We start from the raw sequence: 21,496 nt of genomic DNA, 5'->3' as shown, positions 1-21,496 counted from the left end.
AAACGCCTCCACAAAACTAGAATTTGATGACCAGTCCTCCCGAACTGCCCAAATTTTCGAATTCATTAATGTCGTAGTTCGACTGGTTACGGGTGCCGTAGACATCGAACTGCAATGCAACGTTGGTGTGGATCGGAAGCTCAACCGAAAGACCCAAATCGGTGCGGTTGTCCTCGCGATCCTCAAGTGAAATGACCGGATCCGGCGTGTCGTAGAACCTGTGCCGAAAACCGACATAGCCGGACAGCCTGATGACCGGTGCTTCTGGGAAAACAATATTCTTGAAAAGCTTGGCGAGGCCGACCCGGGCGCCGGCCTGAGAGTAGGCCTCGTAGCCAACATTGGCATCGAACCGCTCGGCGTCCGCCGAAATGAATCCACGCAATGTCGGCGTGAACAGGTAGGTAACATATGCCCCGCCGCCGTAAACGCCCGCGTCGCGGCTGTCGAGAATCGGATTTTCGGCACTCTCGAGAAAGTCGTCATAGCCCGCGAACAGGTTCAGTCCACCTGCGAGCCGGCGATTGAACTGGGTGGTGACGGCCAGTCGAGCCTTGTAGGAATTAAGGTAGTTGTCGCTGCCCTCGATGACGTGGTCGTAGGTCAGGGAGGGAGAAACCGTCACAGGCAGCCCCCCGCCCTTGCCGAAAAAGATGTTGGTGCCGAGCCCCAGCGAAATGACATCCAAATTGATATCCCCGCGTTCGAAAAAGTGTTTCCCGTAATAGCCAGCATCCGCGAAAATTGTGTGCCCTGACTGGAACCCCAGGTCATACTCGACGCGAAGATTTGCAGTTGTAACGGCGGAAAAATCGTCTTCGGCAATCGAGTTGGGGTCGATCAGGGTCGCCAAGACGGGGGTATTGTTGGGGCCAAGGATCTCGACGAGGGCACTTTCGGCAGCTGCATTCGCGTTGCTGTCGTAAGCAATGCCGCCAAACGCCCGTCCCGTGATCCTGAAACGCTTCTGCGCGTCGTTGGTTGCACGCACCAGGGTTTCTCCACGAGCCCTGACCTCTTCCGGCACATCTCCCGACGCAAGTGCCTTTTCAACCATTGGGACGCCGACTTCCGGCAATCCTGCACGAATGTATAGAAATCCGAGTTCAAAGCGGATGTTGTCCAGTTCAGGATTGAGCAGAAGTATCCGCTCAAGAGCCGAAATCGCAATTCTCAAGTCGCCCGCCGCGACGGCTGCCTGAACAAGATTAAACGACGCGGCAGAGTTGCCAGGCTGCTCCAATACTGTTCTGAGAGCAGCATTGAAATTGCTCTGCACTACCTCCTGCCGAGACTCGTCCTGCTGAGACCATGAACTTGTTGAAGCGGCAAAAAAAACAGCAATAAAAACAAAAATAACTCGAACCAAGGCCACCCCTCCGCCTCGTGCGAAATTTGAGAAAATTTAAACAAAATGTTAAAGGTTGTAAAGCTGGTTGCTACAGCTCACGCTAGGGAAACAAAAAATGAAATATTTGCAATGACTTACAGTCGTGCTCAATTGAAGTGTTTAGCTGCAATCATTTCGCCGTGGTAGCTCAGCTTATAGTTTCAAAATTTTGAATGTCTATGTGGAGTCGACGTATGGTGCGCCATTTTTTTGTTCTTACGCTTTGCATGATGGCCTGCAATGCCCCGGTTTATGCGCAAGAAGGTCAGGCAGCTGATGAAGTCAAGCAGAAGGAGCCGAACCTGGCCTGGATCATCAGTTGTAGCTCTTCCGGCCAGAGCACCGACCTCACCTGCCAGGTGTCTCAAAGGATCAGCAGCGCAAAGTCGCGGCAACCGATCATGACGGTATCCGTTCAGGCCCTGAAATCGAACAATGAAAACGCCATGCTTATCAATCTGGCGCACGGCTTTTATCTGGTCGACGGCGTTAAGGTGCAGGTCGATGGGGGTGAAACGACAACACTACCTTTCCAGACCAGCGATTCAACGGGATTGGCCGCAGCCATGCCCCTGTCTTCTTCGCTTTTGGCATCGATGAAAGCCGGGAATGTAATGAATGTGACTGTGACGCAGTACAGCCCTCGGAACAACCTTACCTTCCCGATTTCACTAAAGGGATTCACCGCGGCATTCAGAAAGCTGAGTGGCTTAAAGTAATGCCCTATTTTGTATCTACTGCCACTGACAACTCTTGTGTATTGAGACTTTTTTGAGGGCAAGGTGACATGGCTAGATGGGAAAAAGATCACTCTTGGAACGACTTTAAAGAGACGATACAACGTCGCGGAAAAGCTCTTCGCGTAGATTTGATATTTGAGAACGGTTATCTAATTGTGCCCCATCGCACAAAGTATTGGCGTGCTTGTAGCGGCATAAAAGGTAAGTACGATCCTATTCCTGTAGGTTACTACATTGCTCACACGTTCAGAGTAAGAAATGAAGCTGCCATGAAACGTGATGGCGTCGGCTTCAGTGTTAATCTAGATCCTCTATTTGCCACGAACAGAAACTTGTTACGAATCCATCCAGACGGCATCACCGGCGGTAGTAAAATAGGAACGCGAGGATGCATAGGGATACAAGAGAAATGCCAAGAAGCGAACAACGTGTTAAAAAGCTTCTTTAGGAAGCCAACAGACATCGTTTACTTGCACGTGATCAACAACACGAACGTTCCATCACCGGATTAGGTATTGCAAGTTTCAAAGGGCATCCAAAGGGCCCCGGGGCTCCTTTGTGAAGCGTTCATTTGTGCAGGGTTGGGTGCCATCATTAAGCGTGGCTTACACGAGCGGTTTGACGCGCCGACACGCCAAGTTGTTGACGGATATGATTGATGCAGGCGTGACGACGGCCGGGTCTTAGAACTTGGGCAGCGTGGCCACTTCGCAGAACACATTGGAAGCATCCGACAAGATCAGCTTGTTAAGGAGCAAATCACGCCGATCTTCCAGAGCAAGAACTTATCGCCATCGCGAGACGCCGTCTGGACGTGCCAAGGGGACTTCAAATTGCTACACAAAAGCCAGTTACACGATTTTGGCAAAGACCCAAGGCGGGAAATAGCAACAGGGGCTCGGTTGGTCTGAATTTAGAAGAGCGCAAACTGACCTGACAATCAAAAAGTAGATTGTTTTTGAATTGATTGAACCTGTTTTAACTGGAGGGAAAAGGGGTTGACCCGCGCCGTTGCAGACGGTCGTACACACCGCAGCAAATGTCTCTAACCCGCTCAATAAGACATGCGCCTCTTGGGTCCTTCCACTCCTCATTTACGATTTCGTATCGACAAATGCTGCAAAACCTTAGCGACAGTGGCCGCATCCGGCACGTCGGCGCCGAATTCTTGCTGACCTTCAGACAGACGTAACTCATTCGACATCTCCGCCTGCCTGTGGCTGGTAACCTCGTCGTAGCTGGTGAAGGTCGTCAGAACCTTCTCATGAACAGGTTCTGGCTTCAGGCCTTGAACTCTTCTGGCTTACGGCAGGTATGTTCGCCGATCTGCGCTAGTGTTTGCGGAAGCTATGAGCGTGAAAACGCGATCTTTTCGAAGAACGCACCGCCATAGGCGGTTCACGCTTGGTGCTCAAATCTCTCTCAATATATCCGCCGTTCGCTGGGCATCCGTCTTGGCGTAACAGCTCAAGGTCGTGGCAAGGTTTTCGTGACCGAGATTGCGAGACCAAGCAAGCATTTGTTGCGCTGGCAAATTCAGCTCCACAGCGTGGTGCGCGAGCATGTGTCGAAAGCTGTGAGGACCAAAGGCAGGAAGCCCGACGTCGGCAAACGCTTTCTTGATTATTTCGCGCGCCGGGCCATCGGATGACCAAGCCTGCCGGTCAAGTCCCACCGTTTGAAAACCTCGGCCGGGCACCGCTTCAGTTTTGGACTTCGGAAACAACGGCTCCGTTGGACCGGCCAAGCGTTCTGTTTTGAGGAAATCGATCCAATCCAGAACGATGTCTTTGATGCCGTCACCAATTGGAAAGAACGTCGTTTGCATCGTCTTGGCAAATTTTGTGTCAACTTCCCGTGCGTCCTGAAACACATAGCCTTGCGCAACGTTCACATGTTTGAGGCGGAGCGAGATAAGGGCGCTGATCCGAATGCCGGTCAGCGCGGCCAAGGCGATCAGAGCCTGGTCCCGCTTTTGAATATCCGTATCGCGTGGCATCTGATCCAGCACATGGATGACTTGGGCAACCGATGGATGCTCCTTCGGCTTTGAGCGCTGGGCCTGAGAGTCTTCCTTTCGGCCCAAGTTGAAGTAGTCGCAGTCCGAATAAGAGACTGACGCGCGAAACCCCTGTTGATCCGCAAGCCAGAGAAAGAAGGCTTTGACGGCTTTCAATATGCCGCGTGTGGTGGAGAGTGAAAGAGGTTTTCCGCTACGCTCATTCACTGCCTTCTCCATCAAATGAATCTTGAAGGCTTTAGCATGTTCGATATGGAAGGCTTTGAACGACCGCCCCTTGTTGAACGTTTCAAAGCGATTGATCGCCGCAAGCGCTTGATCCACCGATGTGTCGCACAAGCGTCTTGCATGGATGAGATAATCAGCATGGCGTTTCTTCAAACGCGCATTTTCCATGTTGGTTTTCACCATGGTTCAACTCCTTTCCTGAAGCGGCGGATTAAGCAGGGATTGGGGCGTCCTAATAGTGTCCTCACTCACCTTATGACCTTCACCTCAGCATCCGGCCAATTGCGCGCGAGCTTTTCTTCACCAATACGTTGTTTCATCACAGTTGAGCACACCTCGCAGAGTCCGGAAATAGATCCCGCACCGATATCCGACGGCCTGAAATCCAGAGCATTGAACGCTGGACGGCGTGGGGCTTTGCATTTGAAACAATAGATATGTCCAGGCGGGCAAGGCCGCTTGCGTTCGGCATCGCGCTCATCGAGAAATACCTTAACCGCCATTCCCTCAAGCAAATGAGGGCGTTGATCATCGATGACCGGCAATCCCTTGGTCTTTACCCATTGCCGGATCGTTCGTTTGTGGACACCCAAGGCACGCGACAGCTCGTCATACGTATATAGCCTGTGCTTTCCCACCATTCGGGACGTTGGTTTGGACTTGCGCATGGGTTTATTCCCTTGCACCAATCTGGATTAACACTCTGATGTCCTCCACCCGCCAAACGGTGATGCGTTCGCCGAGCTTCACGGGCTTGGGAAAGCGCCCGTCTTTTACCCCTGCCCACCACGTAGACTTGCTGACGGGAATGGGGCCGTTAGGCGCGATAATGGATTTCAATCGTAGAAATCCAGTGGATGGAAGGCCGTCGGAAGTTGGTGATGCTGTATTCATGGTCGCGTTACCTGGTCTATACCGGACAACCCCGGCTGGTAACGGAACAAATATTTGGAGTGCCCGCGATTCGGGATGTCGAAACCTAGTCGTATGAGCCCGTAGTTACATCATCCTTGTCTTGCCGCCGGGAGTTTACCGCCCGGACTGTAGCCTCCCAGGCAACATCAGGCATGTCATCTCCGCCACATGCCCATGCCGCTTCAAGAAATTCCATAAAAATTGTATTCGGGCCTGATGGGGCATTGTCGCCGGTCAACAGAAACCAGAGATGAGACATACGAAACACAAACTCGTGTCGCCACTCCGATTTCGGTTTACCGCCTTGCGGAGGAGAGATTTCATCATAGCGTTCTCCCGACCACCTTTCAAAGTGATCGAGATAAGAATCGAGATTTGCAAGGCAATCAAAAAAATCGTAAGTAAATCTCATACGAAAGCCAAATTCTTCTTTTGATAAATTGCGCATGATAGAATTAAAATAAACAAACGACTGAATTTCGATGGTGGAAAATTCTGCAAGGGCGCGGCGTAATTCTTCGCAATTCTCGAGAAACCGCTGCGCTTCCTCAATCTCCATCTCTCTACGTTCTGGCGTAAGAGTGGCCACAGCTGAGAAAGCCATTTCAATGTGACTTCTGGCCAAGCCATACGGGCCGAAAACTCGCCAAATCAACAATGCGTATCGACTGTTCTCCGTTTTAGGGCGTAATTTCGGAGGTCTATTACGAGAAGCGATTTTCTTGATTACCTCATCAATAGGCAGCCACCATTTAGATCCGTATTCCGGAACAAGATCTTTCGGAAAATCGCGCGTATCTTCAACCAATCGGAAGTGGGCTTCGTACAAAAGCTTCTCATGATCAGAAGTCAAATCTGCCTTTGAAACAAGTCGTCTTTTCCGCAAACTTCACCTCAGTTACAGACCCTGCTGGAAAACTTACTTGAGCAGTTGTTCGATTTCACCAGACCACCACCCTGCCATTTTCTCGCGCTCCTCCCAATAGGCAGCTCGATGATAGGCCCGTCGCACTTCGTCCGCGCCAACATGACCTAACTCTGCCTCGATAGCATCCGGATTCCATTTGCCGCTTTCGTTGAGCAAAGTAGACGCCGTCGCCCGAAAGCCATGCGAGGTCATTTCCTCCTTCGTGAAACCCATGCGGCGCAGCGAGGCGTTCAAGGTGTTTTCGCTGATCGGACGCTTTGGGGAGGAAACGGACGGGAAGACGAGAGGCCGATTACCGGTTAGTTGATGCAAGCCCTGCAAGATTTCGACAGCGGCACCTGACAGTGGCTTTCTGTGTTCCCTGCGCATCTTCGTTCTCGGGGCCGGAATCGTCCATATTGCCTTTTCCAGATCAAATTCAAACCATTCGGCCAACCTCAGTTCCCCGGGTCGCGGATAGAGTAGAGCCATCAGCTTGAGCGCGGCGCGAGTCTCGTAAGCGCCCTCGTATCCCCAGATGCATCGAATGAGGCCCGACAGGCGTTGCCAGTCCGTGATCGCCGCCCTGTGCACTACCTTGGGGGCTGTCAAAGCGCCTCTGAGACCGAACGTCGGGTCGTTTTCTGCGCGAGTGGTGGCAATGGCAAACCGGAACACCTGCCCGACCGTAGCCCTGAGCCTTCGTGCGGTTTCGTAATTGCCTTGCGCTTCCACTTTGCGCAACACGGCGAGAATTTCGGACGCGGTGATATCCTTGATAGGCCGGCGCTCAAGAGCCGGTCGAGCGAGGCTGAGCACCCACTGTTTCTTGTCGAGCGTCGTTTTGGCCCTGCCCTCACGAGCTTCCTTTTTCAGCAGCTCATCGGCAATCGCCCCAAAGGTGTTTCCATGGGCAGCCTTCGCTTCGGCTTTTTCAACCTTCTGCTGCTGAGAGGGATCAATACCTGCAGCGAGCTGACCCTTCGCTACATCTCGCCTTTGACGGGCAATAGCCAAGGTTACATGCGGATAGGCTCCCAATGCCAACGTCCGCTGAGTGCCCGCAAACCTGTAAGAGAACCGCCAGAGCCGCGAACCGTTCGCAGTCAACAACAGATGTAACCCCCCACCATCACTCACTTTTTTGGGCTTCTCAGGTGTCTTGAAACTGCGGATTTGCCGATCAGTCAAAGGCATATTTGGCACCTCATACCAACAATCGCGGCTTCAAGTACCAACGACTGCGGTCCGTTCGAGGAAAATTGCCAACAAATATACCAACAAATGCGCCGGATACCAACACATCCCGCTGGACAACACCGGATAGTAGAAACAAAAAAAGCCCCGGAAAACCGAAGCTTTTTTGAGGATGCCAGACCGTATCGGACTGTCTGAAATCGGAATTTGGTGCCCAGGAGAGGACTCGAACCTCCACGCCCATAAGGGCACTAGCACCTGAAGCTAGCGCGTCTACCAGTTCCGCCACCTGGGCTGTGAGGGCGGCTTGTAAGGGCCGGACCCCTGCTTGTCAATCGGCAAGTGCGACTTTTTTTGATCATTCACAAGGAGCCCTTCACACCCGGCGCACAAAGGTCTAAGTAACTTCGTAAGGAGCGCGGTTTCTTCTCTTGCCCGCCCCATTCAGGATGCGACAGAAGGCATTGCAGGATGTCCACACCACTTAATGGCAAACTCGTCACGGTCTTCGGCGGATCAGGCTTTCTTGGCCGTCATATCGTTCAGGCACTCGCACGGCGCGGGTACTGCGTTCGAGCCGCGGTTCGGCGTCCGGATCTGGCAACACATCTGCAGCCGCTCGGCGCGCCCGGACAGATCATGCCGGTTCAGGCAAATCTGCGCTTTCGCTGGTCGGTCGACCGCGCGATCATCGGCGCGGATGCCGTTGTCAATGCCGTCGGCATCCTGGCACCGACCGGAAGCCAGACATTCGATGCCGTTCAGGGCTTCGGGCCCAGGGCTATCGCCGAAGCCGCGCGCGGGGCAGGACTTTCCGCAATCACCCACGTTTCGGCAATCGGGGCGAACAGCGACAGCAGTTCGGCTTATGCACGCACCAAAGCCGCCGGCGAAGCCGGTGTTCTGGAAACGTTGGCCGACAGCGTCATCCTGCGCCCTTCGATCGTGTTCGGTCCGGAAGATGATTTCTTCAACCAGTTCGCCGAAATGGCCCGGTTCTCCCCGGCCCTTCCGCTGATCGGTGGCGGCGTCACCAAGTTTCAGCCGGTCTATGTGTGCGATGTCGCCCAAGCCGTCGCACAGGCCGTAGACGGTCAACTCCAGTCCGGAGGGATCTACGAACTCGGCGGCCCAGAAATCAAAAGCTTCAGGGATTGCCTGGAAGAGATGCTCGAGATCACGCGGCGCTCGCGCGCGCTGCTGCCGATCCCGTTCCCTGTTGCCAGTGCTATGGGAAAAGTCATGCAGCTGCTTCCCGGTGCGCCGCTCACGGCGGACCAGGTGGAATTGCTCAAGACTGACAATGTCGTTTCCGACACCGCGAAGTCAGAAGGCCGTACCCTGGAAGGTATCGGCATCGACCCGGCAAATCTGGCAAGCATTTTGCCGACCTACCTGGAGCGCTTCCGCGAGCACGGACAGTACGACGCGCATCGCGCCGTCTGATTTCAGCTTTGATCTGAAGTCAAAGGCGGGGTTCACCCGCCTTTTTTCGTTGTGGCCTCACGTTGCCGCATCGGCAGATATCGCATACGCTCTTTCAGGTTAGGGGGAGCTGATGTCGTTTTTCGCCAAAGTAACAATGCTCTTTGTCGTCTTTGTCGATCTTCTGGGGCAAGGGTTGGTGTTTCCGATCCTCAACAGCCTGATCATGGAACCCGGCACATCGATGCTGGCCAAGGACACGACGGACGCGACGCGGCATTTCAACTACGGCCTGATCATCGGCATTTTCTTTCTCTGCTGGTTTTTCGGAGCACCCTACATATCCAAGCTTTCGGACGTGATCGGGCGGAAAAACGCCATCCTTATATGCCTTTTCGGCGCCCTTGGCGGCTACGCGCTGACAATTGCAGCGCTTTATCTCAACAGCTTTCTACTGCTCATTCTCGGTCGTGCCATTACCGGCCTGACAGCCGGCAACCAGCCAATTGCACAGGCCGCAATGATCGACGGCAGTGTCGATGACGAAGACCGGAACAGGAACATGGGCTATATCATCACCGGTGTCAGTTTCGGGCTGGTCGGTGGTCCGATCATCGGCGGCATCCTGTCCGACCCAACCATTCTGGGAAGCGTGGCGAGTGTCAAACTCCCTTTCTATGCCTGCTTCGTACTGGTTTTGATTGCGATCTTCCTGGTCCTCACCTGTTTCAAGGACCAGCACGACAAGGTCGCGGAACGGCAACCGTTCGTTTTCCGCCCTGCGGAAATTTTCGAGCTTTTGTGGCAGATCAAGAACTATCCGATTGTGGTGCGGTTGACGGTGGTCTTCTTCTTCTTCCACATCGCCAACCTGTCCTTTTACATTTTCGTGGACAATTACCTGACCAGCAAATTCGGTTACGGCACTTTCGGCGGCAGCATGGTGATGCTGACAATCGGCGTCGCGCTTGCCTTTTCGAGCACTTTTCTGGTCGTACCTGCGCAAAAGCGTTTCAGCAAGGAAGCCATCCTCGGAACAACCTTCGTGGTATGGGCCGTTTCTGCCGGTGCCTTTGTGGCGTCTCCGGTCGCAATCCTGACCTTCATCCCGGTTTTCTGTTTTTACTTCGTCTTCGGCATCGCCTATCCGACATTTCTCGGACTTTATTCAGCAGCTGTCGGCGACGAAGAACAGGGCTGGGTAATGGGCGTCACCATTGCAATCTTCACACTGGTCGCCGGTGTCATTTCATTGCTTGGAGGGGAACTGATCGGCCTCGATCTGGACATTCCCTTCTTTGGTGTGATCGCTGCCGCGATCATTGCCCTGGTGGTCATGTTCCTTGCCTGGAACAAACCGGAAATCAAGACGCTAACGCGCGTATCCGGCGGCTGACATCTCGATGGCAGCCGCCGGAATTGTTCATTTCCAGAGCTTTGCGCCATACCTGTTCTGATGCAATTCTCTGTAGCCTTGTCCGGTCCGCATGAGGCCAATGTCCTTCAACTCCTCTTCATTCAGATGAGAAAGGGCACGGGCAGTTGCCCGGCGGCGAAAATACCTGCGGAGCTCGTCGGCACATATACGAAGAGCGGTGAACACAATGCTGCGGCTCTGCGCACGGCTGCGGAATACGGTGTCAATCTCATAGCTCATCTCTCATCTCCTCGGGGATCATGTCCGCCGTTTGCCGGCGACAAGGAGACAATGACAGGGCAATCCTGACAGCTGTGAGTCAGGTTTGATCTCGTTCTGTTCCCGGGATATGATTTTTTTCCGATTAACCCTCTCAGGGCCATTTTTCATGAACCCGATTGAACGCGCGCTCGGCATTCTCCTGCTGCTGACCGGAGGCAAGCTTGTCTCGGCAACGGTGCTTGCCGAACGCTTCCAGGTGTCGCTTCGCACAGTCTACCGGGATATCGACCGGCTGATTGCTCTCGGCGTTCCCGTTGATGCAGAGCGCGGAGCAGAAGGAGGCTACCGGTTGGCGAGCGGATATCTGCAGCCTCCCGTCGCGCTTACGCGCAACGAAACCGCAGCGTTGCTGGCAGCGATGGCACTTGTGCGCAGCAGCAGGACAGTTCCCCTAGCCGACGACCTGACATCGGCCGAAAAGAAGCTGCTTGCCTCTTTGCCGAAGTCCGTTCACGGACTGCTGAAGGAAGCCGACCGGATCGTCGGGATCGAGCCCATACCGCCCGACATTTTTCACTCGGGCACAAAGGCCGAACCGACGGAAGACTGGCAACGGGCTCTCGACGGATTCATGTCCGGCATCCTGGACAGCAAGCGCGTCCGGTTCGAGCATGTCAATCCATCCCGCAATTCGGCCAAGGGGCACGATGTGGAGCCTTATGGCGTCATGTTCGACCGGGATCTGTGGTATCTTGCGGGCCGCTGCGTCGACACCGAAATGGTGAAAGTCTACCGGGCGGACCGCGTGCGCGATCTGGAAATCAGCGGCTTGTTCTTCCGGCCCGACAAGAACTTTTCCATCAAGACCATGCTCGGCGGTGCATGGCTTTCCCAGGCCATGCGCCGGTGGGAACAGGAAGAGGAAATCGCCAAGATCCTGATCACGGCCAAGCAGGCGAAGAAACTGAGCGCGGACTGGTATTATCGCCATGCGGTTTTCACGCCTGCCGGCGAGGGAAAGATCCTTGTCAGCATTCCCAGCACCGACCGAGCCCGTATCCTGCCGCTGGTGCGCTGGCTCGGCCCGGGAGCAGAACTGTTGTCTCCTGACGCGCTACGCCTGGAACTCTCCGAGGAGTATGCCGCGTTGACCGCGCTTTATCGCGCCGGAAGTCCGGTCACGAATTCAACCTAGAAAATAAAGCCCGGCGAATCCCGCTATCCCGACAAAAATCCGCCACCAGGCGAAGGGTGCGAAACCATGCCGTGAGACAAAGTCCAGCAAGCCCTTGACCACAAAGACACCGGAAATGAAAGACGCAACGAACCCAATCACGATAAGCGTGAGGTCATCAGCCGAGAGCACGTTGCGGTTCTTGTAGAGGTCATAGGCAAACGCGCCGGCCATGGTGGGCATGGCGAGAAAGAACGAGAACTCCGCTGCCGAACGCTTGTCGGTGCCCATGAGCAACGCGCCGGCAATCGTCGCACCTGATCGCGAAACACCCGGCACCATGGCCAGACACTGGCAGAACCCGATCTTGAGACAGAGAGACAACGGATAGTCCATGACGTTTGTGTAGCGCGGTCGCAAGGGCAACCGATCAATCCACAGCAATATTATTCCGCCGACAAGAAGCGTGGTGCAAATCAGCGCAGGCGATTCAAACAGAACCTCCTTGATGAAGCTGTGCAAGAGAACGCCGATCACCGCCGCCGGGAGGAACGCAATCAGAATGCCAAAGACAAAACGCCGGCTGGTCGCATCGCTCGGGAGCGTTACCGCCAATTTCCAGAGCCTGCCGAAATAAACCGACAGAATCGCCAGAATCGCACCGAGTTGGATCAAAACTTCAAAAGTTTTTCCCGTGCTTTCGAAGCCCAGAAAGTGTCCCAGAAGCAAAATGTGGCCGGTGGACGAAACAGGAATAAATTCCGTCAGACCTTCGACAATTCCTAAAATAAGAGCATTTACAATCGTTTGACCGTCCATTGGATGACATATCTCCGATAGGCGCGATGAAATCTGGCCTGAACAGGCAACATTGACGACTCAGGCAAAATACCTGATCGCTGCCTATTTGCCGGACCGACAAGGCAACGTCAAACCCTTGATAACCATATATGAGGCAAACTGGAGTTCGAATTCTTAGTCTTGCCACAGTTCGGGCTCTAAACCCTTTCATGCTCACGCTCTATCATCATCCCTTTTCACCGTCGTCCCGGTTCGTGCGCCTCATCCTGAGCGAGTATGGCGCGGCGTTTGAAGAACAGCATGTCGACCCCTGGGAACGGCCACAGCAACTGTTGACGCTGAACGCGGCAGGGACTGTCCCCGTACTGGTTGAAAATGAAGGTCCGGCCATCTGCGGTCCGGGACCCATCATGGAGTATCTGGACGAAACAAGGGGCTACGCGCTTTCCGACCGTCGCCTGATGCCTGACCATCCCGAAGCGCGGGCCGAAGCAAGACGGCTGGTCGAGTGGAGCCTGACGAAATTCGACCAGGAAGTCGTCGGTCATCTCGTCCGTGAACGCATCTACAAGCAGATCATGCCCAAATCCGCGGGCGGCGGCGAACCGGACTCCGCGGCCCTTCGTGTTGCCCGGGCCAACATTCATCATCATCTCAAGTATTTCGGCTACCTGGTTGCCTCGCGCCGCTGGCTGGCGGGTGATCGCCTGTCCTTTGCCGATTTTGCCCTTGCGGCCGAGCTTTCCTGCGCGGATTATCTGGGTGAAGTGTCCTGGAGCAACGAAGAAGATGTCAAAAGCTGGTATGCACGGGTAAAATCGCGTCCCGGCATGCGTCCGCTTCTGAGCGAAAAGGTGCTGGGGATGCCGCCCGCCGCATCATATGCGGATCTCGACTTTTAACAGCTGCCGACGAACTTGGACAAGAAAACCCAAAAGCTCCTGACCGCTCTTGAAGACAAGGCGCAAACCCTCGGTTTTTGCGGGCTGAAAATTGCGTCCGCCGACAGTATCCCGGGCGCGGCAGACCGGCTGCAGGCCTATCTGGACAACGGCTATCACGGAACGATGGTCTGGATGAAAGAGACGGCTACCCGCCGTGCCTCCCCCCGTGCCCTGTGGCCGGACGTCAGGTCGGTGCTCATGCTGGCGATGAACTATGGGCCTGACGATGCGCCTGAAAATCATCCGCTTGCACACCTGAGCGACGCAGGTACCGGCGGTCTTTCCGTATATGCACGCAACCGGGACTACCACGACGTCATCAAGGGCCGCTTGAAGGAACTGGCAGCGTTTCTGATTTCAAGAGCCGGAGGAGGTGACGTCAAGGTTTTCGTCGATACGGCGCCGGTCATGGAAAAGCCGCTGGGCGAAGCCGCAGGTCTTGGCTGGCAGGGGAAACACACGAACCTTGTTTCAAGGGAACATGGATCCTGGTTTTTTCTTGGCTCCATTTTCACGACGCTCGACCTGCCGGCCAGCGGCCGCGAAACCGACCACTGCGGTTCGTGCAGGGCCTGCCTGGACAGTTGTCCTACGGATGCTTTCCCGGCGCCTTACCAGCTCGATGCGCGCCGTTGTATCTCCTACCTAACGATCGAACACCCAGGCCCGATCCCGCTTGAATTTCGCAAGGCAATGGGAAACCGGATTTATGGCTGCGATGACTGTCTTGCAGCCTGCCCGTGGAACAAGTTCGCGAGTGCGGCCAACGAAATCAAGCTTGTTGCCCGCAAAGACCTGAACAACCCATTGCTTGCCGACCTCCTCGACCTCGATGACGCCGATTTCCGGAAATTCTTTACCGGATCTCCAGTGAAACGGATCGGACGCAACCGGTTCATGCGGAATGTCCTGATTGCGGCCGGAAATTCCGGCCAACGCGGTCTCCTGCCGAAGATAGACCGGCTGATGAACGATCCCGACCCGGTTGTCAGAGGCGCGGCGGTCTGGGCGTTTCGGCAGCTTGCAGACGAGGGAGACGTTTCTGCCCGAAGCGCAACCACGTTCGACACTGAAGCTGATGAAAACGTCCGTGCCGAATGGTTAGCCAATACTGGAGGTTTGTCCGCCCCGGAGTCGACCTCGTCACAAGAATGAGCCATAGTCATGGAATGGCCAGCAAGTAACAACTATATCGGAACAGACCGATTGGTTACGGTCCATTCTGATCATCCGATTTGGAGCCAAGACATTGTTTTTTAAGCCTGCATCTTCTTCCAACCCTCATCCGACCGGAAATCGTGCAAGATTTTTGACACTCAGCACCGCGATCGTCCTTCTCTCGGGTACTGCATTTGCCCAGGACACGGGCAAAGCCGCATTCGATGCCTATGTCGAAGGCCTGAACAACCTTGGCCTTGAATTTGAAAACGGAACGGTCGACTACGATGCCGGCAGTGACACTCTCACGCTAACGGACAGCAAGTTTTCTCTGAGTGGCAAGATCGAGGACTTCCCGGCGGAAGAAACGGATGTCACGGGCAATGACGGCGCGACCGACATCGATCCTTCCAAACTGGCGGATATTTCCTATTCGATCGCCATCAATTCAGGGACCGTCACCATCACGGGCCTGACGCACGAAAACAATAAATTCACCTCGACCAGCTGGATCTATTCCGACGACACCCAGATCGTGATTGAAGGTTCAGTGGAAGATGAAGGCCGGCTGAAAATGGATGGCCGTCTGGCTGGCATGAGCGCAACCAACTACGAGTTCGTGCTTCCCGATCTGCCGACGGAAGATGAAAGCCGCAAGGCAAGCCGATGGCTGCCATTCATAAAAGCAGCCTTGCTGACGTCTTATGACGAGGTGAAGGTCGACAATTCAGCCCTTACCATTGAGGCCTATGCCACTGAGGGTGACGCGGACACGCAGGTACTTTCCGGAACGGTCCAGATAGATGGATATCGCCTTGCAGGAGCACGGGATGGAAAGGTTGACGAATATTCGATCAACGGCATGACGCAGGTGATGAGGACGCTTGATGCGGCCTCCGGACAGATGCTGGCGCAAACGACCAGTCAGGGAAAGACTGTCTACAACACCATCGATCTCAACGGATTTATCAATCTCTTCGACCCCTCTGTTCCTGAAAACGGCGAAGAATGGACGCTGATCGGATCCGGGTCCGCGGTCGATTACAAATCGAGACAGGAAGTTGCCGAAGGCTTCGCAGTGCAAATGGAAGCAGAGCGAGCCACTCTTGACAACGTCACGATGATCAAGCGGGACAACAACGTCCTCAGCCTTCTTGATCAGGTCCTGAACAAACAGGCGCCCTCCCCCGAGGAATTGATCACGAACGTGTTCCAGTTCTACCGGTCCTTCGCCATTGGCGATGCCAGGGTCAGCGGGATTTCCGTAATAATTCCAATCGGCCCCGGACTGGAGTCAGCCGTCAAGATCAAGGAAGTGGCGATGACAGACATCGGGTCGGAAGGCATCGGTGAAATGATGCTGGTCGGTCTCGATGCACCAAAACTTCCGGAAGGGGCTTCGGTCAAGCTGGACTGGGCCGCGATCGGAAACATCGAGTTTGCCGACTACACACCAATGGAAGAAATGATCGGCAAGCTGATCGCAGACCCAAATTACGGCGAGAACAACCCGCTCGAGGTTGCTCGCGCGTTCATACCGAGATCATTCGCGTATGAGGTCGAGGGTCTTGATGTCAACATTCCGGACGTCGGGCGGACCGAAATCGGCAAGGCCGAAATGACGATTTCGACGACCGTGCCTCCGATCCCGACCAGTCTGCACATCAAGAGCGACGGCATCCGGGTTCCTGTCAGTGCAATCGACGATCCGGAGGCACAGGCCCTGTTTCAGGCGCTTGGTCTCGAAACAATCGTCTGGTCAGACGAAGCCCGGCTTTACTGGGATGAAGCAACTCTGGATCTTCGCCTGGAACGGTTGATGCTCGAAATCGAAGGTCTTGGCCGGGCTGAGGCCTCCTTGCGGTTCGCCAATGTTCCCAAAGCCCTGTTCGAAGATCCCGAGGGACAGGGTCAGCTGGCCGCGATTTCGGCCCAGTTCGTTGACGCGTCGATCATCTTCAAGGACGCAGGCGTGACGGCAAACGGTCTCAAGTTCTTTGCCGAAGCACAAGGTCTGCCAGAAAACGTCCTGAGGGAAGCACTGGTTGCACAGGCGGCACAGGCGACAGCACCGATCCAGAATGAAGCCTTCACGAAGATGGTCAGCGACGCTGTGTTGACATATCTGAATGACCCGAAGGAACTGAAAGTGACGCTTTCACCCGCCAATCCCATACCTTTGGCGCAGATCCTCGGCAGCATGGCAGCTCCCCAGACCCTGCCGGATCTCCTGAATGTGAAGATTGAAGCGAACTGACTGAAACAGTTTTTGGAATTGAAAGGGCGGCTCAAGAGGCCGCCCTTTTGTTTGTCCGTTATTCGGCTGCCTGCTGGTGCCCGGCAGGTCCTACGCGCGCGGCACAGAACTTGAACTCCGGGATCTTGCCGAAGGGATCGAGCTGCGGGTTGGTCAGGAAGTTCGCCGGTGCTTCGAAGAAGCAGAACGGGATGAACATCATTCCGACCGAGACATCCCTGTCGGCCCGGAGCGTCAAGGTGATTGCTCCGCGGCGGGTTTCGACCGTCACCTGCTGACCGATTTCCAGGCCTGACATCTTGATGTTGCGCGGGTTCATCGAAACAACCGGTTCCGGTTCAATGGCGTCAAGAACCGTGGCTCTCCTGGTCATTGCACCGGTGTGCCAGTGCTCCAGCAGACGTCCTGTCGTGAGCACAAGCGGAAAGTCCTCATCCGGCAGCTCACTGGGCGGCACGAGGTCCGTCGGCACAATCTTGCCGCGCCCATCCGCAGTCGGGAAGGAATGGCCGAAAAGGATCTCGTTGCCCGGCTTGTCCGGCGTATCGGCCGGATAGGTAACGGTTCCGTCGCGCTCGAGCCTCTCCCAGGAGATGTTATTGAGCGAGGCCATGTGCGAACGCATTTCCTCATAGATTGCCGGAACACCTTCATAGGTCCAGTTCAGACCCAGGCGGTTGGCGAGATCGATGAGGATCTGCCAATCGGCACGCGCATCTCCGGGCAGCGGAACACATGGCCGTCCGATCTGGACCTGACGGTTGGTGTTGGTGTAGGTGCCAAGCTTTTCCGCATGAGCCGACGCCGGCAGGATGACATCCGCATGCCAGGCCGTTTCCGTCAGGAAGATATCCTGAACGACCAGATGCTTCAGCGTGGACAGCGCCTTGCGGGCGTGGTTCTGGTCCGGATCGGACATGGCCGGGTTCTCGCCCTGAACAAACATGGCTTCGATGCCACCGGCGAGTATGTCGTTCATGATCTCGACAACCGTCAGTCCCCGAACCGGGTCAAGCGTCCGGCCCCAGGCATCTTCGTAACCGGCTCGGATATCCTCGCTTCCGACGGCCCGATAGTCGGGATAAAACATCGGGATAAGACCAGCGTCGGATGCCCCCTGGACATTGTTTTGTCCGCGAAGCGGATGAAGGCCGGTGCCGGGACGGCCAATCTGACCGGTGGTCAGCGCCATGGCTATCAGGCAGCGGACATTGTCGGTTCCGTGCACGTGCTGGGACACGCCCATGCCCCAGAAAATGATCGATTTCGCACTGGTTGCATATAGCCTTGCAACTTCACGAAGGGTCTGGGCTTCAATGCCGCAGACGGGTTCCATCGCCTCAGGTGTGAAGTCCCTGATTTTTTCCTTCAGGGCCTCGAAGCCGTCGACATGGGCTGCGATGTACTGACTGTCGTAGAGCTCCTCGGTGATGATCACGTTGAGGATCGCATTCAACATGGCGACATCGGTGCCCGGCTTGAACTGCAGGCCGTAATCCGCATGCCGCATCAGGTCCTGGCCACGCGGATCCATGACGATCAGCTTGCCGCCTTTCTTCGCTGCCTGCTTGATATAGGTTGCCGCGACCGGATGGTTCTGTGCCGGACGCGCACCAATAACGATCATGCAATCGGCATCTTCTGCGGCGTTGAACGGAGCCGTCACGGCACCCGATCCGATCCCTTCTATGAGGGCTGCCACAGAAGAGGCATGACACAGACGCGTGCAGTGGTCGACATTGTTGGTCTGGAAACCCTGGCGGATCAGTTTCTGGAAAAGATAGGCTTCCTCGTTGGACCCCTTGGCAGATCCAAAGCCGGCAACACCTGCGCCACCCTTGGCCTCGAATGCCGCTGTCAGGCCGCCGGCAGCCCTGTCCAGCGCTTCTTCCCAGGTTGCCTCACGGAAATAGTCGAGGTGATTGTCCCGCGTCATGGAAATGTCGCCGCGTTTGGGCGCGTCGTCCCGCCGGATCAAGGGTTTGGTCAGGCGCTCGGGACTGGAAACATAGTCGAAGCCAAACCGTCCCTTGACGCAAAGACGGTTCTCGTTGGCCGGACCATCCCGGCCATCGACCTTGACGATCCTGCCATCCTTGACCGAGACGGACGTCAGGCATCCGACACCACAGAAGGGGCAGACACTGTCGACGGTTTCCTCGGTGAAGATCTCGCGAACCTTGCCGGTCTCATCCAGAAGGCTTTTTTCCATCAATGCGCCGGTCGGACACGCGGAAACGCATTCGCCGCACGCAACACACGTGGAAATCCCCATCGGGTCTGCCAGATCGAAGACCGGTGCCGTGTGGGAACCACGGTCCGCCATGCCGATCACATCATTGACCTGAACTTCCCGACAGGCGCGTTCACACAGGTTGCACGCAATGCAGGCATCCAGGTTGACGGCGATCGCCGGATGGGAAACGTCCTGTTCTGGCTTTTCACAGGGAGCGAACCGGCTCTGCGTCACACCGATCGTGTCGGACCATTTCCAGAAGTCGCTTTCCGGGTCCGGGTGTGCATCCCGGCTCGGTTGATCGGCGGCCAGAAGTTCAAACACCATTTCACGTGCCTTGGAGGCGCGTTCGGTCGCGGTCTTGACGACCATGCCTTCCGATGGCTCACGAATGCACGACGCTGCAAGTGTCCGTTCACCTTCGATATCGACCATGCAGGCGCGGCAGTTGCCGTCTGACCTGTACCCGGGTGCATCCTTGTGACACAGGTGCGGAATGGCGACGCCTTCGCGCTTGGCAATCTGCCAGATGGTTTCGCCTTCCTGGGCGGTGACGTCCTTGCCGTCGAGGGAGAAAGTGATCTGGCTCATCTTTCGAATTCCTCCGGGAAAAATTTGAGCACCGATGCCACGGGGTTGCCTGCCGCCTGGCCAAGACCGCAGATGGACGCAGAACGCATCACTGCATCGAGATCAGCGATCTTTTCCTTGTTCCAGTCGCCGGACGCCAGGAGGTGTTCCATCTTTTCCGTTCCTGATCGGCACGGCGTGCACTGGCCGCAACTTTCGTGCTTGAAGAACCGCATCAGGTTCAGCGCCACGTCGCGCATGTCATCCTGATCGGAAAAAACGACGATGGCATGACTGCCGATAAAGCAGCCGTGACTGTCAAGTGTGCCGAAATCGAGCGGCTCGTCGGCAAGCGATGCCGGCAAAATTCCACCCGAGGCGCCGCCCGGCAGATAGCCCTTGAATGTATGGCCATCTTCCATGCCACCGCAGAACTCTGCCAGAAGTTCGTTCATCGTAATCCCGGCCGGAGCGAGTTTAACGCCCGGTTCCTTCACACGTCCGGAGACAGAAAAGGATCGGAACCCTTTGTGACCCCGACGGCCTTGAGACGCGAACCACTCCGGTCCCTTCTCGACGATATCTCGAATCCAGAAGAGCGTTTCGACATTGTGATTGAGCGTCGGGCGCCCAAAGAGTCCGACCTGGGCAATAAAGGGTGGACGGTGGCGCGGCAAACCGCGCTTTCCTTCGATCGACTCGATCATTGCGCTTTCTTCGCCGCAGATATAGGCCCCGGCTCCACGGCGCAGTTCGATATCGATGTCGGTGATGATGCCCGAAATCCGCAGTGCTTCGATTTCCTTCGCCAGAATTTCCAGAACTGCCGGATATTCATCGCGCATGTAAAGATAGACCCGGGCGGCGGAAATCGCATGGGCGGCGATCAACGCGCCTTCCAGCAGGCGGTGCGGATCGTGTTCCAGATGGTAGCGATCCTTGAAGGTTCCCGGTTCGCCTTCGTCTCCGTTGATGGTCAGGTATTTCGGCCCGGGCAGATCGTTGACGATCTTCCACTTTGTGCCGGTAGGAAACCCCGCCCCGCCAAGCCCGCGTAGGCCTGCCTCAAGGACCTTGCCTGCAATCGCAGCCGCGTCCAGTTCACTTGTACGTACCTGTTCGAGCAGCCGGTACCCTCCTTCGGCACGATACTGATCCAGCCCTACGTGATCCGGAATGATCGGAGCATTCTCGCCTTCATACAAAACCGAACGAACGGATATTTCACTCGCGTTGTCGACGGCACGTTTGCCGACCTGCACTGACGGCGCTCCCGCGCACCGTCCAATGCAGGGAACTTTCTGGATCCTGACCTTTGCAGGATCGACGCCATTCTCCAGAGCGGCAGCAAGTGCATCCGCACCCTTGATTGAACAAGTGATGCTGTCGCAGACCCTCACCGTCAACGGTGCCGGCTTTTGCTCATCCTCACGAACGATATCGAAGTGATGATAGAAGCTTGCGACTTCATAGACTTCCACCTGCGACATCCGCATCTCGGCCGACAGCGCCTTGAGGTGGCGGGCCTCCAGGCACCCGTAGGCGTCCTGGATCTTGTGCAGATGTTCGATCAGCAAGTCGCGGCGACGGGGTTCGTCACCCAAAAGCGCCTGAACTTCACTCAGGGCAGCATCTTCCAACTGACGCCCTTTTGGCTGGGACGGCTTTCGTGAAAGCCCCTTGCCGAAAGACATTGGCGTTCCTCCTAAACGTCCGGAACACGCAGCCTGTTCGCGTGTTCCTGCAATGGTCCGGTGTCTAACCGAATGCTTGAACCGCGCACGGTTGCAAAGCTCTCAGTCAATTTGGCCGGATGCTAGCGTTCGAATTATGCCTTGTCTGTTTGAAAAACGACAACGGGACTTCAAATGCTGACGCTTTGAGGATGTCGTGAA

18 protein-coding genes and 1 tRNA gene are annotated in these 21,496 nt (G+C 55.5%); 8 read left to right on the top strand and 11 right to left on the bottom strand.

Translation table 11 applies throughout. From position 1 onward, the window contains the following. Window positions 1-16: 16 nt before the first annotated feature. A complete protein-coding gene (locus ACO6TI_RS09970; protein ID WP_422384863.1) occupies window positions 17-1,279 on the bottom strand; it encodes a hypothetical protein in 1,263 nt (420 codons plus the stop codon). 305 nt (window positions 1,280-1,584) lie between these two features. Here ACO6TI_RS09970 and ACO6TI_RS09965 point away from each other — a divergent pair, with 305 nt between their 5' ends. Continuing rightward, entirely contained in the window at window positions 1,585-2,109 is a 525-nt protein-coding gene (locus ACO6TI_RS09965; RefSeq protein ID WP_422384862.1) for an invasion associated locus B family protein, read from the top strand. A 68-nt stretch (window positions 2,110-2,177) separates the two neighbouring features. Beyond that, window positions 2,178-2,642: a hypothetical protein gene (locus tag ACO6TI_RS09960; RefSeq protein ID WP_422384861.1), complete on the top strand. Its 465-nt coding sequence runs from the start codon at window positions 2,178-2,180 to the stop codon at window positions 2,640-2,642. 899 nt (window positions 2,643-3,541) lie between these two features. Here ACO6TI_RS09960 and ACO6TI_RS09955 read toward each other — a convergent pair. From ACO6TI_RS09955 to ACO6TI_RS09930, 6 genes are all read right to left on the bottom strand, one after another. After that, the gene (locus ACO6TI_RS09955; protein WP_422384860.1) at window positions 3,542-4,561 is read right to left on the bottom strand and encodes a tyrosine-type recombinase/integrase; all 1,020 of its coding nucleotides are present in this window, start codon (window positions 4,559-4,561) and stop codon (window positions 3,542-3,544) included. Window positions 4,562-4,626: 65 nt separating this feature from the next. Further along, on the bottom strand, window positions 4,627-5,046 hold the full coding sequence (locus ACO6TI_RS09950; RefSeq protein WP_422384859.1) for a helix-turn-helix domain-containing protein: 420 nt from the start codon (window positions 5,044-5,046) through the stop codon (window positions 4,627-4,629). Between the two features lie 4 nt (window positions 5,047-5,050). After that, window positions 5,051-5,272, bottom strand: coding sequence for a helix-turn-helix transcriptional regulator (locus ACO6TI_RS09945; RefSeq protein ID WP_422384858.1), 222 nt, complete (start codon window positions 5,270-5,272; stop codon window positions 5,051-5,053). Window positions 5,273-5,357: 85 nt separating this feature from the next. Beyond that, entirely contained in the window at window positions 5,358-6,122 is a 765-nt protein-coding gene (locus tag ACO6TI_RS09940; protein WP_422384857.1) for a hypothetical protein, read from the bottom strand. 90 nt (window positions 6,123-6,212) lie between these two features. After that, a complete protein-coding gene (locus ACO6TI_RS09935; RefSeq protein WP_422384856.1) occupies window positions 6,213-7,397 on the bottom strand; it encodes a tyrosine-type recombinase/integrase in 1,185 nt (394 codons plus the stop codon). 208 nt (window positions 7,398-7,605) lie between these two features. Beyond that, window positions 7,606-7,692: transfer RNA gene (locus ACO6TI_RS09930), tRNA-Leu, on the bottom strand. Between the two features lie 176 nt (window positions 7,693-7,868). Between ACO6TI_RS09930 and ACO6TI_RS09925 the strand changes: the two genes are divergently transcribed. Together ACO6TI_RS09925 and ACO6TI_RS09920 are read left to right on the top strand one after the other, a co-directional pair. Beyond that, complete coding sequence (locus ACO6TI_RS09925) at window positions 7,869-8,843, top strand: complex I NDUFA9 subunit family protein (RefSeq protein ID WP_104701565.1); 975 nt, start codon at window positions 7,869-7,871, stop codon at window positions 8,841-8,843. A 112-nt stretch (window positions 8,844-8,955) separates the two neighbouring features. Next, on the top strand, window positions 8,956-10,218 hold the full coding sequence (locus ACO6TI_RS09920) for an MFS transporter (RefSeq protein ID WP_055119694.1): 1,263 nt from the start codon (window positions 8,956-8,958) through the stop codon (window positions 10,216-10,218). Between the two features lie 27 nt (window positions 10,219-10,245). Here ACO6TI_RS09920 and ACO6TI_RS09915 read toward each other — a convergent pair whose 3' ends face one another. After that, window positions 10,246-10,479 (bottom strand): DUF1127 domain-containing protein, encoded by a 234-nt coding sequence (locus tag ACO6TI_RS09915; RefSeq protein ID WP_082442561.1) that lies wholly within the window; start codon window positions 10,477-10,479, stop codon window positions 10,246-10,248. 148 nt (window positions 10,480-10,627) lie between these two features. On the opposite strand from ACO6TI_RS09915, the gene ACO6TI_RS09910 reads away from it, so the two are divergent. Beyond that, window positions 10,628-11,656: a helix-turn-helix transcriptional regulator gene (locus ACO6TI_RS09910; protein ID WP_055119690.1), complete on the top strand. Its 1,029-nt coding sequence runs from the start codon at window positions 10,628-10,630 to the stop codon at window positions 11,654-11,656. Here the strand turns inward: ACO6TI_RS09910 and ACO6TI_RS09905 are convergent. Beyond that, window positions 11,648-12,454 (bottom strand): undecaprenyl-diphosphate phosphatase, encoded by an 807-nt coding sequence (locus tag ACO6TI_RS09905; protein ID WP_055119688.1) that lies wholly within the window; start codon window positions 12,452-12,454, stop codon window positions 11,648-11,650. The genes ACO6TI_RS09910 and ACO6TI_RS09905 overlap by 9 nt on opposite strands. A gap of 191 nt (window positions 12,455-12,645) precedes the next feature. Here ACO6TI_RS09905 and ACO6TI_RS09900 point away from each other — a divergent pair, with 191 nt between their 5' ends. From ACO6TI_RS09900 to ACO6TI_RS09890, 3 genes are all read left to right on the top strand, one after another. Continuing rightward, a complete protein-coding gene (locus tag ACO6TI_RS09900; RefSeq protein WP_055119686.1) occupies window positions 12,646-13,338 on the top strand; it encodes a glutathione S-transferase family protein in 693 nt (230 codons plus the stop codon). A gap of 15 nt (window positions 13,339-13,353) precedes the next feature. After that, window positions 13,354-14,535, top strand: a complete 1,182-nt coding sequence (queG, locus tag ACO6TI_RS09895) for a tRNA epoxyqueuosine(34) reductase QueG (RefSeq protein WP_422384855.1) — start codon at window positions 13,354-13,356, stop codon at window positions 14,533-14,535. A 154-nt stretch (window positions 14,536-14,689) separates the two neighbouring features. Beyond that, the gene (locus ACO6TI_RS09890) at window positions 14,690-16,795 is read left to right on the top strand and encodes a hypothetical protein (RefSeq protein WP_422384854.1); all 2,106 of its coding nucleotides are present in this window, start codon (window positions 14,690-14,692) and stop codon (window positions 16,793-16,795) included. 58 nt (window positions 16,796-16,853) lie between these two features. On the opposite strand, the gene fdhF is transcribed toward ACO6TI_RS09890, so the two are convergent. Beyond that, entirely contained in the window at window positions 16,854-19,622 is a 2,769-nt protein-coding gene (gene fdhF, locus ACO6TI_RS09885; RefSeq protein ID WP_422384853.1) for a formate dehydrogenase subunit alpha, read from the bottom strand. Further along, window positions 19,619-21,295 carry an NAD(P)H-dependent oxidoreductase subunit E gene (locus ACO6TI_RS09880; protein WP_422384852.1) on the bottom strand — a complete coding sequence of 559 codons (1,677 nt, stop codon included), beginning with the start codon at window positions 21,293-21,295 and terminating at the stop codon, window positions 19,619-19,621. The genes fdhF and ACO6TI_RS09880 overlap by 4 nt, the downstream gene beginning before the upstream one ends. Between the last annotated feature and the right edge of the window lie 201 nt (window positions 21,296-21,496).

Origin of the sequence: Roseibium album (assembly GCF_965233825.1) — a bacterium.
In the GTDB taxonomy this organism is placed as follows: Bacteria; Pseudomonadota; Alphaproteobacteria; order Rhizobiales; family Stappiaceae; genus Roseibium; species Roseibium album.
Note: the sequence above shows the minus strand (reverse complement) of the source record. Positions and strands in the feature narration are given on the sequence as shown.